Annotated in this window: 11 protein-coding genes; 7 read left to right on the forward strand and 4 right to left on the reverse strand. The window is 52.3% G+C overall.

Translation table 11 applies throughout. From position 1 onward, the window contains the following. Positions 1 to 305 precede the first annotated feature (305 nt). The 7 genes from X474_RS09560 to X474_RS09595 all read left to right on the forward strand — a co-directional run bounded on the left by X474_RS09560 (position 306) and on the right by X474_RS09595 (position 10,794). Positions 306 to 2,741, forward strand: coding sequence for a 3-hydroxyacyl-CoA dehydrogenase/enoyl-CoA hydratase family protein (locus X474_RS09560; RefSeq protein ID WP_044348497.1), 2,436 nt, complete (start codon positions 306 to 308; stop codon positions 2,739 to 2,741). Positions 2,742 to 2,865: 124 nt separating this feature from the next. Continuing rightward, positions 2,866 to 4,053 carry a thiolase family protein gene (locus X474_RS09565; protein ID WP_044348498.1) on the forward strand — a complete coding sequence of 396 codons (1,188 nt, stop codon included), beginning with the start codon at positions 2,866 to 2,868 and terminating at the stop codon, positions 4,051 to 4,053. 56 nt (positions 4,054 to 4,109) lie between these two features. Further along, a complete protein-coding gene (locus X474_RS09570; RefSeq protein WP_044348500.1) occupies positions 4,110 to 5,903 on the forward strand; it encodes an acyl-CoA dehydrogenase FadE in 1,794 nt (597 codons plus the stop codon). A gap of 303 nt (positions 5,904 to 6,206) precedes the next feature. Then, positions 6,207 to 7,226 (forward strand): nickel/cobalt transporter, encoded by a 1,020-nt coding sequence (locus tag X474_RS09580; protein WP_197282049.1) that lies wholly within the window; start codon positions 6,207 to 6,209, stop codon positions 7,224 to 7,226. Between the two features lie 125 nt (positions 7,227 to 7,351). Continuing rightward, the gene (locus tag X474_RS09585; protein ID WP_052515058.1) at positions 7,352 to 8,173 is read left to right on the forward strand and encodes a DUF3786 domain-containing protein; all 822 of its coding nucleotides are present in this window, start codon (positions 7,352 to 7,354) and stop codon (positions 8,171 to 8,173) included. Between the two features lie 346 nt (positions 8,174 to 8,519). Then, positions 8,520 to 9,827, forward strand: a complete 1,308-nt coding sequence (locus X474_RS09590) for a nucleotide sugar dehydrogenase (RefSeq protein WP_044348505.1) — start codon at positions 8,520 to 8,522, stop codon at positions 9,825 to 9,827. Between the two features lie 280 nt (positions 9,828 to 10,107). Next, positions 10,108 to 10,794 carry an SDR family oxidoreductase gene (locus X474_RS09595; protein ID WP_044348540.1) on the forward strand — a complete coding sequence of 229 codons (687 nt, stop codon included), beginning with the start codon at positions 10,108 to 10,110 and terminating at the stop codon, positions 10,792 to 10,794. 63 nt (positions 10,795 to 10,857) lie between these two features. On the opposite strand, the gene X474_RS09600 is transcribed toward X474_RS09595, so the two are convergent. Genes X474_RS09600 through X474_RS09615 form a run of 4 tightly spaced genes read right to left on the reverse strand, consistent with a single transcriptional unit; the run spans position 10,858 to position 15,935 of the window. Further along, a complete protein-coding gene (locus X474_RS09600) occupies positions 10,858 to 11,556 on the reverse strand; it encodes a DUF2461 domain-containing protein (protein WP_052515059.1) in 699 nt (232 codons plus the stop codon). A gap of 38 nt (positions 11,557 to 11,594) precedes the next feature. Then, complete coding sequence (locus tag X474_RS09605; protein ID WP_082464278.1) at positions 11,595 to 13,121, reverse strand: aldo/keto reductase; 1,527 nt, start codon at positions 13,119 to 13,121, stop codon at positions 11,595 to 11,597. A 6-nt stretch (positions 13,122 to 13,127) separates the two neighbouring features. Next, positions 13,128 to 14,480: a sigma-54-dependent transcriptional regulator gene (locus tag X474_RS09610; protein ID WP_044348507.1), complete on the reverse strand. Its 1,353-nt coding sequence runs from the start codon at positions 14,478 to 14,480 to the stop codon at positions 13,128 to 13,130. A 3-nt stretch (positions 14,481 to 14,483) separates the two neighbouring features. Continuing rightward, on the reverse strand, positions 14,484 to 15,935 hold the full coding sequence (locus tag X474_RS09615) for a two-component system sensor histidine kinase NtrB (protein ID WP_052515061.1): 1,452 nt from the start codon (positions 15,933 to 15,935) through the stop codon (positions 14,484 to 14,486). Positions 15,936 to 15,978 lie beyond the last annotated feature (43 nt).

Here is a 15,978-nt window from a genome sequence, read left to right on the forward strand (position 1 = left end):
GGCTTCTTTGCAAACTGTTTATCTGTTTCTTGCTTTCAATTTTAAACCACGCGAGAAACACCACCGATTGTATCCCTCCTTTTTTTTCTACTATATTTAGTGGTTCCGTAACAAGATTTTTTCTATTCATAAACCAAAAAAAAGTTTGACACTCAAAGCCCGGCCATGCTAGATTCTCTAAAAATGAATGAAAACTCATTCATAATTTTCCAAGCCAAGCCTTTTTATCACTCAAACGTCGCAATTGGATAAGATTTTTATTTATTCGTCCCCCAGGGCCGCTTACAGCTCCAAGGAGGTTTAATATGAGCCAACCCATCAAAAAGGTGGGCGTAATCGGCGCAGGTGTCATGGGCGCCACCATTGCCGCCCATACAGCAAACGTGGGTCTGCCCACTGTGCTGTTGGATATCGTGCCGCCCAAAATGCCCGAAAAGCTGCAAAAAAAAAGAGTCAAAGAGGATTCTCCCCAATTCAGGAATCTGTTTGCCCAAAACGGATTGACCGGCGCTCTGAAGGCCAGGCCTGCCGCATTCTATGTGCCTGAAGACGCTGATCTAATCACCATCGGCAACCTGGAAGATGATCTGGATCTCTTAAAGGATTGCGACTGGATCGTTGAGGTGGTGGTGGAAAGGCTGGATATTAAAAAAGACCTTTTCTCCAAGCTGGAGACGGTCAGAAAGCCGGACTGCCTGGTCACCACAAACACCAGCGGCATCTCTGTGGCCGCCATGAGCGAGCACTTGAGCCTGGAGTTCCAGGAAAACTTCCTTGGCACCCACTTTTTCAACCCTCCCCGCTACATGAAACTCTTTGAGATCATAAGCGGCCCCAAGACCACCAGCGACGCCATGGAACGCATGGCTGAATTCGCGGAAAAGATCCTGGGCAAGGGTGTGGTTTTCGCCAAGGACACCCCAAACTTCATTGCCAACAGAATCGGTGTTTTTGCCGGCAACTATACCAACCAGCTCATGCAGGAGATGGGATTCGGTATCGAGCAGGTCGACGCCCTGACAGGTCCGGTATTGGGCCGCCCCAAAATGGCCACTTACCGTCTGGCCGACTTGGTTGGCCTGGACGTCATGAGCCATGTTGCGGACAATGTTTATGAAAACTGCCCTGATGATGAAAAGCGAGACGTTTTCAAGGCTCCTGACTGGCTAAAGGAAATGATCGCCAAGGGATGGCTGGGCAACAAGACCAAGGGCGGGTTTTATAAAAAAACCAAAACGCCCGAAGGTAAAAAGGAAATCCTGGCCCTGGAATACCAGGCCCTGGAATACCGTCCCAAACAAAAGGCCAAGTTCGGCTCCCTGGAAGAAGCCAAGCAAAAATCCGGCGTAAACGCCAAGCTTAAATCCATGTTCTACGCCAAGGACAAGGGCGGGGAGTTTGTGTTCCGCCTTTTGGCAGAGACCCTGATTTATGCGGCCAACCGGGTGCCTGAGATCAGCGACGATTTAGTTAATATAGATAACGGCATGAAATGGGGCTTTAACTGGAAACTTGGCCCCTTTGAGACCTGGGACGCCCTGGGGCTCGTCAAATCAGCCGATCTTATGAAAAACGCGGGCTACGCCCTGCCCTCCTGGGTCGAGGAGATGCTGGCAAACGGATTTGAATCCTTTTATCAGTACAAGGCAGGCAAGCTCTCCTATTACGACCAGGCCCAAAAGGCATATCTCCCGGTCGAGGTGTCTCCCAAGATAATCCTCCTTAAATCCTTAAAGGATCAGGACAAGACGGTTATCGAAAACAAGGGAGCTTCCCTGATTGATCTGGGAGACGGTGTCGCCTGCCTGGAGTTCCACAGCAAGATGAATTCTTTGGGGCCTGAAGTCATCACCTTGATGGACAAGAGTCTGGAAAAGGTGGCAACAGACTTTGACGGTCTGGTTCTGGCCAACCACGGCTCAAACTTCAGTGTGGGGGCAAACCTCATGCTGGTCTTGTTCACCGCCCAGGAAGAAGAGTGGGATGAACTGGAATTCATGGTCAAAAAATTCCAGGACACCCTTATGAAGCTGAAACTCTTTGAAAAACCCGTAGTTGCCGCACCCCATCAGATGGCCTTGGGCGGTGGTTGCGAGGTTTGCCTGGCCTCTGACCGGGTGGTGGCCGCGGCCGAGACCTATATCGGCCTGGTGGAGGTCGGCGTGGGCGTGATCCCGGCCGGCGGCGGCACCAAGGAGCTGCTCATAAGAAACACTCACGAGCGCGTATTCAAGGTGGAAAGAGGAGGCCTCTATCCCAAGCAGCCCTTCCTTCTGCCTTTTGCGGCCAGGCCCTTTGAGACCATAGCCATGGCCAAGGTGGCCACCAGCGCCAAGGAAGCCCAGAAGATGGGCATCTTGCGCTATACGGACAAAATCTCCATTAACGGCGATTACCGCATCAAGGCGGCCAAGGACAATGTCCTGGCCATGAACCTGGCCGGTTACACCCCGCCCAAGCCCCTGGAAAAGATAAGGGTCATGGGACAGGATGCCATGGGCGTCTTTAAATACGCCATATACAACCTGCAAAAAGCGGGATTTGTGACCGATCACGACGTAACCGTGGCCACCAAGGTGGCCGAGGTGATCACAGGCGGCAAGGTCCTGCCGGATACCTATGTGAGCGAACAGTATCTCCTTGATCTGGAAAGGGAGGCCTTCTTGAGCCTCTGCGGAACCAGGGAGACCCAGGCCAGAATGGCCCATATGCTCAAGACCGGCAAACCGTTGCGCAATTGATCCAGAAACGAAATGGAAGAGGGCCATCGAATGGTGGCATGGGAAGCGGGAAGTTAACCATAGGCCCTCTTCCATTTCCACCCATGAGGCTAAAAGGCTTTAACCAAGCCTTGGGAGGATACAAATGAGAGAAGCCGTGATTGTTTCGGCCGTGCGTACCGCAGTGGGCCGGGCCCCCAGGGGGAGCCTGCGCCTGACCAGGCCAGAATACATGGGCTCTGTGGTGCTGAAAGAGGTGTTGAACCGCACTCCGGGCCTTGACCCCAAGGATATAGACGACGTTATTGTGGGCTGCACCTTTCCGGAGGCTGAACAGGGCCTCAACCTGGGCAGGGTGCTGGTCTCCAAAAGCGGATTGCCTGATGAAGTCCCGGGCATGACGGTGAACCGTTTCTGCTGCTCGGGACTCCAGACCATCTCCATTGCCTGCGAGCGCATCATGTGCGGCATGGCCGAAGTTATAGTGGCCGGCGGTGTGGAATCCATGAGCATGATTCCAATGGGTGGCAATATGATGAGCGTTGACCCGGACCTGGCCTCTGACCGCCCCTGGGCCTATGAAGGCATGGGCATGACCGCGGAAAACGTGGCCGCTGATTTTAATATCGGCCGCGAAGAGATGGACGAAATTTCGGTCCGCTCCAATGAACTGGCCCTCAAGGCGATTGCGGAAGGCAAGTTCAAGGACGAGATCGTTCCCTTGACCATTAAAAAACAGCGCCCCAAGAAAAACGGCCATTTTGAGATCTATGAAGAGGTCTTCGACACAGACGAAGGCCCCAGGGCGGGCACCACCATGGAAGGGCTGGCCAAGCTTAAACCCGCCTTTAAACAGGGTGGAGTCATTACGGCCGGAAACTCTTCACAGATGTCCGACGGCGCGTCCATGTTGGTCTGCATGTCCAAGGAAAAGGCCAAGGAGCTGGGGTTGAAGCCGCTTTTGACCTACCGTTCCTATGCAGTGGCCGGGGTGGATCCCCGCTACATGGGCATAGGCCCGGTTGCCGCCATTCCCAAGGCCCTTAAGCTGGCCGGGGTGACTATGGATGACATGAACCTGATCGAGTTGAACGAAGCCTTTGGCTCCCAGGCGATTTACTGCGTGCGCGAGCTGGGCATCAACATGGATATAACCAACGTAAACGGCGGGGCCATTGCCCTGGGTCACCCCCTCGGCTGCACCGGGGCGAAACTCACCACCCAGCTTGCCTATGAAATGGGGCGCAGAGGCTCGGACTGCCGTTGGGGCCTGGTCTCCATGTGCATCGGCTTTGGTATGGGCGCAGCCGGTATTTTTGAAAAAGAAGACTAAAAAAAACCGGCCGCCTTTGAAAACCGGCCGGTTTCATACAGAAGGGAGTCATGTTCATGTCTGAAGCCCAAAAGCCCCAAGGCGGCGCTTTTATTGTCACTCCGCTTGATCAGGCGCATTGTTTCACTCCTGAGGAGCTCTCAGACGAGCACCGCATGATCTACAAGACAACCAGGGACTTTGTAACCAACGAAATCTGGCCTAAAGACGAAATTATAGAACAGAAAAACGAAGAACTGGTAAGAAGCATCTTCGACCAGGCAGGTGAGCTGGGACTCCTGGGTTCGGACGTGCCCGAAGATTTCGGCGGCCTGGGCCTGGACAAGGTTTCCACCTGCGTGATCACCGAAGCCATGGGTGACGCCGGATCTCTGGCGGTTTCCTTTGGCGCACACACAGGCATCGGCACCTTGCCTATCGTGTACTACGGTAATCAAGAGCAAAAGGAAAAATACCTGCCCGGTTTGGCCGCAGGCAACAAGATAGGCGCCTATGGGCTCACCGAGTCCGGCGCCGGTTCGGACGCGGTCGGCGGTTGCCGCACCAAGGCCGTTTTAAGCGAAAACGGCAAGCACTATGTCTTGAATGGTGAGAAGCTCTTCATCACCAACGGCGGCTGGGCGGACTACTTTATCGTATTCGCCAAAATCAATGGCACGGATTTCTCGGCCTTTATAGTGGAGCGCGATTTCCCGGGCGTTTCCACCGGGGCGGAAGAAAAGAAGCTCGGCATCAATGGCAGCAGCACCACAACCATTATTCTGGAAGACGCCCAGGTGCCGGTGGAAAACCTGCTTTACCAGCAGGGCAAGGGTCATCACATTGCCCTTAACGTCCTTAACATAGGCCGTTATAAACTCGGCGCAGCCACGGTCGGCGGTTGCAAGGGCGCCTTTAAGCTGGCGGTTAACTATGCCAACGAGCGCCAGCAGTTCGGAAGGCCCATTTCCGGCTTTGGCATGATGCAAGAGAAGCTTGCACAAATGGCCACAAAGATATATGTTACTGAATCGGTGAACTACCGTACGGTGGGGCTAATCGAAAATTCCCTCAAAGGCGTTGACATGAACGCCGAGGGCTATGCCGAACAAGCCAGCGAAGCCATACGGGAGTTTGCCATCGAATGCGCCATCTGCAAGGTCTTGGGCTCTGAAATTCTAGATTTCGTTGTGGATGAGACTGTACAGATACATGGCGGATACGGCTATACCGCTGAATTCAAAGCCGAGCGTTTCTACAGAGACGCCCGCATCAACCGCATCTTCGAAGGAACCAACGAAGTCAACCGTCTTCTGGTTCCCGGCGAGCTTCTCAAAAGAGCTGTCAAGGGCAAACTTCCTCTGATGGCCGCCGGTCAGAAACTTCTGGGCGAAATCATGGATTACTCGCCCATGATGGTTGAGTTGCCTGACGAGCCTTTGGCCCTTCAGGAACATATGGTTGAAATGAGCAAAAAAGCGGTTATCTTTGTGGCCGGTGTGGCACTGCAGAAATACATGCAAAAACTGGCTCACGAACAGGAACTGCTGGCCCGTGTTTCTGATATGATTATTGAAGTCTTTGCCATGGAGGCCGCGGTTATCCGGGCCAAAAAGGCAGTGGCCGCCCTGGGCGAGGAAAAGGCCTCCTTCCACCTGGATGTGGTCAAGGCCTATGTAGATCAGGCCATACCCAGGATTGACAACTGGGCGAAAAACGCCGTAGCCTATGTGGCGGACGGAGATGACTTGCGCACCCAGTTGATGGGGCTTAAAAAGCTTTTGAAATATCAGCCCTTGAACTCAATTGAGCTGAACAAGCGCATTGCCAAAAGGGTGATTGAAAAGCCGGGCTATCCCCTGGAATACTAGCTGATTTTAATCTCCCGACGGAATGCCGGGCTAATAGCATTCCACCCTCCCAAGTACAGAGGCCCGTCGGTTCCCTCCCATACCGGCGGGCCTCCTTCCTTTTAATTTCAAAGATAAGAAACCCTTAAAACAGTTAACTCTTCTTAATTGACTTCCCTTGAATACCCCTCTAAAATTAAAGTAATCGGGCCCAAGAAGGGTTCACAAAATGGAAAGCCAGAAGGCTTTCAGGAATAATCTCAAACCTTAACCGGCGCCTTGAAAAGGTGCTCAAAGGCTTCCTAAGAAAGGGAGTGCAAAACCATGAAGGGTTTAGCAAAAACAGGCGGAGATTTGCGCCGAAAGCACCGTCCCGGTCATTCATTATTGAACTTCCCTAAAATATTAACAAAATTCTTTTTAGTACTCCTGGGCATGGGGCTCGTTATGGGCTTGATGCAGCCCCACCCCGCTCTATCCGCCGAGGATCTGAGCAACCGGGTTGAGGGGATTCATCAGGGTATGGATCAACATGACCAGGATGATTGGGCGGCACTGAAAAAATACCTCCAGGCAGACAGCCTTAGCCCTGCTCTGGCAGGTGTCGCCCTATTGCTGGCCGCCGGGTTGGGAGCTTTGCATGCCTTGAGCCCTGGTCATGGCAAGGGCATGGTGGCGGCCTATCTCATTGGATCCCGGGGACGCATAAAAGACGCGGTTTTTTTAGGCGGAGTAATGACCTTCACCCACGTGGTCAGCGTGATCATTTTGGGTTTGGTGGCGCTTTTCCTTTCCCAATATGTGCTGCCCGAAGATCTTTTCCCCTGGTTGGGGGTGTTTTCCGGGGCCTTGGTTTTCCTGGTGGGCTATTGGATGCTGGCTCAGAGGGCTTTGCATGCAGTCTCCCATACTCATCACCATCACGGCCCCGGCCATCACCACCCTCATTCCGGGTCAGACGGGGCCCATCACCATGAAACGCCTTTTTCCGGCGCAGCAAAAGATCAAAAGGGTGTATCCTGGCGAAGCCTTTTGTCCCTGGGTGTGGCAGGCGGTCTGGTCCCCTGCCCCACCGCCCTGGTGGTTTTGTTGGCCGCGGTTGCCCTTAACCGCATATCACTGGGGCTTTTGATGATCCTGTTCTTCAGCCTGGGCCTGGCCGCGGTGCTGATCCTGATCGGCATCCTCACGGTCACTGCTTCCAAACTAACCGCCCGCTTCAGCGAATCCCAGGCCTGGATTCAGAAGGCGCCCATATTCAGCGCAGGCGTGGTCATGGTGGTTGGGATTTCCATTGCCTTTAATGCTGTTAAGGCGGCGGGGATTATTACTGTAAATATCTAATCTAACAAATCCGTGTTAATTGCCCGGTCAGCCGGTAAGGGGTTGGCCGGGTATTTTTTTGACCTCACCCGTTTGGGGGATTTGCCATTTCTCTGGCTTTGCTATCTAATTACCCAGGTGAAAAAATGAAAAAGGAGCGCACCATGACAGCCCAGGTTGCTTATCTGGATGTATTCAAATATCTGAATAAAACCAATTGTAAAGAGTGTGGCCTGCCTACTTGCGTTGCATTTGCCGTAGCCGTGTCTCAGGGATCCAGGCCCATTACCGGCTGTCCCTATGTATCGGATGAAGCGGCTGATTTATTCGCAGGTATAGAAAAGACATCTTCCGCCAATGAAGAAGACGTCAGGGATGTGGTTAAACAATGGCAGGCTGAGATAAAGAAAATTGATCTTGCCCAGGCTGCGAAGCGATTGGGGTTGCCCTATAAAGACGGTAAATTAAGAGTGGATATGCTGGGCAAACCTTTTTATGTGAATCAACAGGGCGTGATCTCGGCGGATTGCCATACAAACCCCTGGCTGTCCGTGGTTCTTTTGGCCTATGCCTGCCACGGCAAGGGGGTGGAGCCAAAGGGCGAATGGGTCACCCTGCGCCAGCTCCCCGGTGGTGGAGACTGGTACCGGCTTTTCTACCAAAGGGGAGAAAAGCCTCTGCACAACATCATAGACAACTATTTTGATATGATCAGCTTTATGCTGAGCATATTCCAGGCCAGGGATGTGACAGATGAATACCCCGCCGACCTGGCCATGATTGTATATCCCGTGCCCAAGGTTCCTGTGCTGATTTCATATAGCAAGCCTGAAGACGGCCTGGATTCCAACTTGAATCTTCTGTTCGATGTCTCGGCCACGGAAAACCTGATAACCGACGGTCTGTATTTCCTGACCGCCGGATTGGTCACCATGTTTGAACGCATTGCCCAAACCCATGGAAAATAATAAAAGGTTATTTGAAGAGTAACCGTGATTTGAGCTGCAAGGCCCGGCTTAGCGAAAAAAACTTTTCATAGAAGGGGTTTTAAGGCGTTTTCTATCACAAGCGCCTTGACACCCCTTATCTGTTCCATCGCCAACAATAAAAAACGGCGGGTTAAATTATTTAATATAAATTTTGACAGCCCCCCCCCGACAAGGAAACTGTTTTTAACTCCATGAGATTGACCTTTCCTTTGGAACAAGACTGTTCAAGTAGACTTAATTTTCCCGATCTGTTGCTGTATGGGACTGGCTTTTCTTGCGTATCTAGTTTATATTTCCGAAGTTGGTCAATACACAAGGATTGTATATGCATTTGGAAAAGTTACTGAAAGCCATAAATGACAAGTCAGCCCTGATCGGTATTGTGGGTATGGGTTATGTGGGACTCCCCTTGGGGTTGGCATTTAATCGAGCCGGTTTCAAGGTGGTGGGCTTTGATATTGATGCAAACAAAATCAATTCCCTGAACCAAGGCAAAAGCTATATACAGCATATCGGCTCAGAAAAATTGTCCCAGGCTGTTAAAACAGGGGGATTTGAGGCTACTGATGATTTTTCCAGGGCCGGTGAAGCGGACGTTCTTTTGATCTGCGTCCCCACACCTCTGGACAAGCATATGGAGCCCGACCTTTCCTATGTAATCAGCACCATAAAGAGCCTTGCCCCCCATCTCAGGGCAGGCCAGTACCTTTCCCTTGAGTCAACCACCTATCCCGGAACCACGGAAGAAGTAATTCTGCCCCATATCCTGGAACGCGGATTCATTCCGGGCCAGGACTTTTTCGTGGGCTATTCCCCGGAACGGGAAGATCCGGGCAACCCCAACTTCGAAACCAAGACTATCCCCAAGGTGGTGGGAGGAATGACCCCCAACTGCCTGGAGGTTGGCAAACAGCTCTATGAGCAGGCCATAGCCAAGGTTGTGCCGGTCAGTTCTCCCAGAGCGGCCGAGATGACCAAACTTTTGGAAAATATCTATCGGGCCGTGAATATAGGACTGGTTAATGAGCTTAAGATGGTGGCCGACCGCATGGATATAGACATTCATGAAGTTATCAAGGCTGCATCTTCCAAACCTTTTGGGTTCAAGGCCTTTTACCCCGGTCCTGGACTGGGCGGCCACTGCATTCCCATTGACCCCTTTTATCTGACCTGGAAGGCCAAGGAATACGGCGTACACACCAGGTTCATTGAGCTGGCCGGTCAGATCAACAACAATATGCCCCAGTATGTGGTTGAAAAGACTGTTTCTGCCTTAAACGAAAAGGGCAAGGCCCTGAAAGGGGCCAAAATCCTGATTCTGGGTATTGCCTACAAGAAAAACGTAGACGATATGCGTGAATCCCCTGCCCTGGAAGTCATCGAACTTCTGGAAGCCAAGGGCGCGACACTGGACTATTCAGACCCGCATATTCCGGCTTTCCCCAAAACCAGGCGCATGTATCGGGATATGACCTCGGTTGATCTCACTGCCGAGGTGATCAGCAGCTATGACTGCCTGCTTCTGGTGACAGATCATGATGCCTATGACTATGACCTTCTTTTGGAACACGCCAACTGCATTGTAGACAGCAGGGGCGTGTTTAAAGACCATGAAAAGGTGGTCAAAGCCTGATTATAGGCCATTATCGAGACCAAAAAAGGCCGTAACCTCTCATCAGAGAGGCTTCAAGGCCTTTTTACCTGGCATGAAGGGCAAAAGGCGAAAGAAATTGACCGGGGAAAAAATATTTTACACTGCTCCGGTCAGGGGCGAAATTCCTTCCCCGAATTTTCATGCCATCTCAGTGAGTAAAAAAGTCGTTGACCTTGCCATGGTGTCTACTCTGCCTATGGGTCTTCACAATAGCGGCGACAACGGCCTAATTTGGGTTAATCCCTTCCAGGCATTAAACATGGACAATTCCCTGCAAAATAAAAAGATACTCATAGTTGGCGGCAGTTCCGGGATCGGCCTGGCAGTGGCCCAAAAAGCCTGCAAGGCTGGAGGCAAAGTCATGATTGCTTCCCGAAGCGCCGCGGAAAAGCAACAGGAGTTGACATCACTCATTGGCCATGAGATCGAAACATGTTCTTTTGATGTGACAGCCGAACCGGAATCGCTCTGGCAAATAATCGGGGATATCGATCACCTGGCCGTGGCCACCAGGCCTGAAATAATTCCGGGTCCCTTTGCCGAAACAGACTTCAAAGAGGCCCAAAAAGCATTCAATACTAAATTTTGGGGAACCTACCGGCTTATCCAAAAGGGGCGCATCAACCCCTATGGCAGCATCATCCTGACTTCGGGCATTGCCGGTGAAAAAATATTCCGAAACCATTCAACCATGTGCATTATCAACAGTGCAATTGAGGCTCTCTGCCGGTCGCTGGCCGTTGAGCTTGCTCCAATAAGGGTGAACCTGGTAAGCCCCGGATTTGTGGCGCCAAAGCCCCCGGAAGTGGAGGAATTAGCCCAAAACTTCCCTGCCAAAAGAATCGCCTCCCCCGATGAGGTAGCCGACGCCTTTATCTATCTCATGAAAAGCGCCTATATCACCGGAACATCTTTGGCGGTCGACGGCGGAGCACGACTGGTCTAGCCGGGCGCCCTAAAGCCGACGGTCACGCCCCATGGATAATCTCGATTTATAGGGGATATAAGGTTAAACGGTTTTAAGCATCTGCAGAAGCCAGTTATGCAAAGGAAGCATCTCCTGCCAGATTTTCAGACAATGATCCACCAGGCCCGCCTGATTCACCAGAGGTCCAGGCAGGCTTTCCCGGCCCAGGGTCAGGCCGTTAAACAAAAGAAATTTTGCGTTTACATGCTCTTTATCAAATCCGCGGGGAGTCATCTTGTAATGCCTGCCGGACAACTCAAGACCCTTCTTTTTCATCTCCGCGTCCAGCTCGGACAAGGCCGCACCCAATTTTTCATGGACCACTGCCTTGCGGTAAACAGGGAGAATCGTTTGGGGAAAATGATGCATGCCTGCGGCAACAAAAAACCGGTTGGGCTCCAAGTGAAAATAAAACCCCGGCCATTCCATGCGTTTTTTGTCGCCTTCCCAGAACCACAACCCCACATGGGTTTTAAACGGCGTTTTATCCTTGGAAAAACGGGTGTCACGATAAATTTTAAAGAGTGACTTGTTGATCCTGGGGTCAGCCACCAGGCCGGATCTCAACTCCCCGGGAAACCGCCTGGACAGTGCCCTGACAAAAGCGCGACTGGGTTCAAGCACTGATTCTTGATAACGTGGTTTATTTTCCTCGAACCAGGCTTTGTTATTATTCTTAGCCAGGTCTGCTAAAAAATTTAAACAATCATCTGAAAAACCTGTAAATTCCCCTGAGCTCACAATTCGGCCCCGCAATAATTAAAGTAATACTTTAAATTTCACCATTGATCCACAGCCAGGGAATCATGAGCCAGATCCACCAGATCAGACCAGGTGCGAGCATCGGCGGGCGGTCCGCACTTTTGGGCCAACTCACCTATAACATCCACTACATACTGGGGTTTTCGCATGCCTATCAAGACTGAAGTCACCCCTTTGGTGCATCGGGCCGCTCTCACGGCCATATGCCCCAGCGTACCGGCCTTGGCCCAATCAGGCACAGCCGCGGTTGCATTTTGCCATACCTTGGCCGAGATCTCCCGATCCTGGAATTTGTGCCACAAAGCCACCTGATCAAAAGCAGCCCGCAAAATCTTTACATGCCGCTCCAAAACCATGATTCCTTCCTTGGATTCGGCAAGTCTGCGGGCTAAAAGACCCAGGGCCTGGTTTACCTTGGGAGCCAGATAACCGGATTCCACAGCCTGAAAATGCTCCAGCCCGCTCATCTGCTGCCAGGTTGTCACCAAAGTCTTGCCCACGCTCAGATCATTAAGCACCAAAGCCTCGGTTTCAACATCAAATCCCAGGTTGGAGATAAGACTCATTTTAAGGTGATCTTCCGAATCCATCAGATTCATGATGGATTCAATTACCTGTATACGGCTCGGAGCCGTTTCCGCCGGGCCCAGGGCCAGCCTCACCAAACGGCCTCCTGCCATGGCGTTCAAGGGACGGTTGACCAAGACGGCAAGCCCCATTTTACGGGCATGGTCCAAGACATTTATCTGTCCAGGCTGGTTTAAATTCAAAACAGCCTGGGGTTCCAACAGATTCAAAGGGAGCTGTATCACCTTAAACCCGGAGGCATTCGCCTCACGGGCAGCCCGGCAAACCAGATCCAGGCTGGTGAACTCCGGATGTTCGGAATCGGCCACAAAGGTGTTGCTGCTGACCCCGAAAAGGCCTATGCGCCCTTGTTCACGCTCCTTTTCAAGGAAAATAAAGGCCTTTTTCAGACGGCGGTAATATTCAGTCCTGGCCTCGGCCATGGGAAGCTTTTTATGCTGGGTTGCCCAGCCCAGATAATACTCGGGATTATGCAGCAAAAGTACATCAAGGGACTCAAGCCCCATGCGGCCAAGGCTTTGGGTTATCTGGCACCCTAAAAAATCAGGATGAATGCAATGCTTCAGATGTTCGGAATAAGGGACCGTCTCCGCAAAGCCGCCCAGGGCCCGCGCCTGTTCCAGGTTGCTGCCCTGCAGGTATCCGGCCTTGCTGACCACAACCACGGAATCACGGCTTATCTCCTTTTTCTCCACCATCTCGGCAAGCACCCGGCCGATCAGGACCTCGGATTCTCCATCCATGTAGTTGCTGCTGGTGTCGATTAGGTTTATTCCGCTTTCAAGGGCCTTGATCAGGGCCTCCCCATGTTCGCCCGTGCGATGGGTAACCCGGTAACAGCCGAATCCGGCCTGGGAAACCAAGGGACCGTTTTCAGCTAGAGAACTAAAGGTGATCCCCGGGTTCATCTCAGCCCAAAACGATGTACTTTCTTTAGTCGCCCGTCCTTTTAGCATGTGCGCTCAGCTCAACCCGTATTTTTTCATTTTATAAGCCAGATTGGACTTGGTGATCCCAAGCTCCCTGGCCGCATGGGCCTGCACCCCTGCCGTTTCGGCCAAAGCGCGGTTGATCATGCGTTTTTCCAAGTCTTCCACAGCCTCGTTTATAGTCATGTCCCTGGGCAGAGCTGTTTCGCCGCCGCCCTTGGCAGGCAATACATCCAAAGGCAGGTCCGCAGTCTTTATTTCGCTTCCCGCCATTATCACTGCCCTTTCCAGGGCGTTCTCCAACTCCCTTATATTGCCGGGCCAGTTGTGGTCATATATCCTTTGCATGGCCTCGGCTGTCACCTGGGGTGCGGATCTTCCCACTTCCCGGGAATATTTACTCACGAAATGCGCCACCAAAGCAGGCAGATCTTCCTTGCGGTCCCTTAAAGGCGGCAGATCCAGACGAACCACGTTCAAGCGGTAAAACAGATCTTCCCGAAACGAACCTTCGCTGACCGCCTGGGTGAGGTCCCGGTTGGTGGCAGCCACAATACGCACATCCACGGTCAAGGACTGGGTTCCGCCAACCCTCTCAAAGGTGCGTTCCTGCAAAACCCTTAACAGCTTAACCTGAAGGGAAGGGGAAATCTCCCCTATTTCATCTAAAAACAGGGTGCCCGTGTCGGCCAGCTCGAACCTGCCCTTGCGCCTGGTGGCGGCTCCGGTAAAGGCCCCTTTTTCATGCCCGAAAAGTTCGCTCTCCAAAAGAGTCTCGGTGAGCGCCATGCAGTTGACCGGGATAAAGGGCTCGTCTTTTCTGGGCGACCTGGTGTGAATGGCCCTGGCGATCAGTTCCTTGCCGGTGCCGCTCTCACCGTTGATCAATACAGTAGCCTTGGTGGCCGCAACTTTATCAACCAGCTTGAACAATTCCTTCATGGGTGCTGATTCACCCACAATATCCGAAAAACCCTGGCCTTTGTCCAGTTCTTCCCGCAAAAGTTGGTTCTGGGCCATTAATCTGCGCATTTTCAGGGTGCGCTTTATGGTGAGAAGCAGCTCCTGGTTTTCAAAGGGCTTCATTACATAATCACTGGCCCCGGCCTTCATGGCCTCAACCGCGTTCTCCACGGTGCCGTAGGCAGTCATAACCACTACCGCGCAGTCGCTGCCCTTTTCCCGCAACTTCTGGATCAGCTCCAGACCGGTCATATTGGGCATGCGCATATCAGTCAAAAGCAGGTCCGGTTCTTCCTCGGCAGCCAAGACCAGCGCCCTGGCCCCATTGCCTGCGGTCAGCACTTCGTATCCTTCGCCGGACAAAAGGGCGTTTAAAACCACCTGATAATTTTTCTCATCATCAACAACTAGGATGCGCTCCAAAACCTATTCCCCCGCCACAGGAAGCCAGACTTCAACCTTGGCGCCGCCCAAGGGGGAATCCCCCACTTCCACGCGCCCTTTGTGACTGGCCACTATATTACTGACAATGGACATGCCAAGACCTGTGCCCTTTTCCTTGGTGGTGAAAAAGGGGTCAAACAAGCTGGCCTTGGCCTCCTTGGAAAAACCAGGGCCTTGATCCTCAATGGCGGCCACTACAAAATCCCGGCCGTTCTGAGAGATCTCCCTGGTGCTGACCCTGACTTTTAGACCGCCTGTTTCCGCGGCCTGCAGGGCGTTATTAAATATGTTCAAAAAGGCGCGATACAAAAGATCCGCATCCCCCATCACTGAAACCGGGGTGCGCATGTATTCGCGCAACAATTCGATATTCAGTCTCTCCACCTCCGGCACCAGCACATTGAGATTGTGGTCAAGCACCTGCTCCAGATTAATGGGCTTCAACTTTGGGGCCTGGGGCCGGGCAAAGTCCAAAAACTCGGTGACAATACTGTTCAGCCTGGTGCTTTCCTCCACTATGACCTCGGCCAAGGGCTTTTGCACCGGGTCGGCCCGGCTTCCCAGAAGCTCGGCAGTGGAGCGTACAATGCCCAGGGGGTTTCTGATCTCATGGGCCACACCCGCAACCATCCTGCCCAAAGAGGCCAGACGCTCCGCCTGGTTGAGCTGCTCCAGGAGTTTGGCCTCCTGGGCGTTTCTGCGGTCGATCACCCTTTGGCCGCGGGTGACTATGGTCCTGAGAATAATAAACAAGAGGGCCATCATCAAAAGCAGGTTGCCCACCAAAAGCATTTGATCCCACCAAACATCTCGAAAATCTTGGGTAATGTCCAAGGTGATCTCAAAAACCGCCTGGGGCGGTCCCAGTTCAGAGGTGAGCCTTCTTTCGTCCCTTAAGGGGATATAGGTTTTAAGCACCCTTTCCGGCCCGCCTCCCAGTTCAAAGGTGCCTCTTTTGGGGCTCACCTTGCTTACGTGGCCGCCTTTGGCAGCCACCTGGAAGGACTCCCGATCACTCACCACCCTTTGAATATATTCAGGCTGGGTGCTGTAGATGATGTTTCCGGCGAGGTCTATGATATTGACCTGACGGACCTTAAAGGAATGGATGGTGTTTCTGACCACTGCGTCCAGAAGATCCAGTTGCTCGCCGACCTTGAGCCTGCCGTAGCGGCGGGTGACAGGATAGACAAAACGCACAATCACCTGGTGGTTTAAATTTTCCGCCAGAAGAAGAGCGTATCGCTCCCTTTTGTGCAAAACCAGATCCCCGGCCCGATTGCTGGTCATGGAGGAGATAAAAATCGTAAACAATAAAATTATTATCAAGCTGGTTACGGAAAAATAACGCACCAGCTGAAAAGGGCGCTGGGATTCGACATCCCTGGCAAGATTCTGGGCCGTCCGGCCCATGGCTGAGGCTTGTTGCGCCATACTTATCTATCTATCGCCCCTTTCAGAAAGAAAATCGCTTTTG

This window comes from Dethiosulfatarculus sandiegensis, assembly GCF_000931935.2.
GTDB classification, from domain to species: domain Bacteria; phylum Desulfobacterota; class Desulfarculia; order Desulfarculales; family Desulfarculaceae; genus Dethiosulfatarculus; species Dethiosulfatarculus sandiegensis.

Bases quoted from the DNA above. Each gene is read 5' to 3' on its own strand.
- X474_RS09560 (WP_044348497.1), top strand. From the start codon at position 306: ATGAGCCAACCCATCAAAAAGGTGGGCGTAATCGGCGCAGGTGTCATG.
- X474_RS09565 (WP_044348498.1), top strand. From the start codon at position 2,866: ATGAGAGAAGCCGTGATTGTTTCGGCCGTGCGTACCGCAGTGGGCCGG.
- X474_RS09570 (WP_044348500.1), top strand. From the start codon at position 4,110: ATGTCTGAAGCCCAAAAGCCCCAAGGCGGCGCTTTTATTGTCACTCCG.
- X474_RS09580 (WP_197282049.1), top strand. From the start codon at position 6,207: ATGAAGGGTTTAGCAAAAACAGGCGGAGATTTGCGCCGAAAGCACCGT.
- X474_RS09585 (WP_052515058.1), top strand. From the start codon at position 7,352: ATGAAAAAGGAGCGCACCATGACAGCCCAGGTTGCTTATCTGGATGTA.
- X474_RS09590 (WP_044348505.1), top strand. From the start codon at position 8,520: ATGCATTTGGAAAAGTTACTGAAAGCCATAAATGACAAGTCAGCCCTG.
- X474_RS09595 (WP_044348540.1), top strand. From the start codon at position 10,108: ATGGACAATTCCCTGCAAAATAAAAAGATACTCATAGTTGGCGGCAGT.
- X474_RS09605 (WP_082464278.1), bottom strand. From the start codon at position 13,121: ATGCTAAAAGGACGGGCGACTAAAGAAAGTACATCGTTTTGGGCTGAG.
- X474_RS09615 (WP_052515061.1), bottom strand. From the start codon at position 15,935: ATGGCGCAACAAGCCTCAGCCATGGGCCGGACGGCCCAGAATCTTGCC.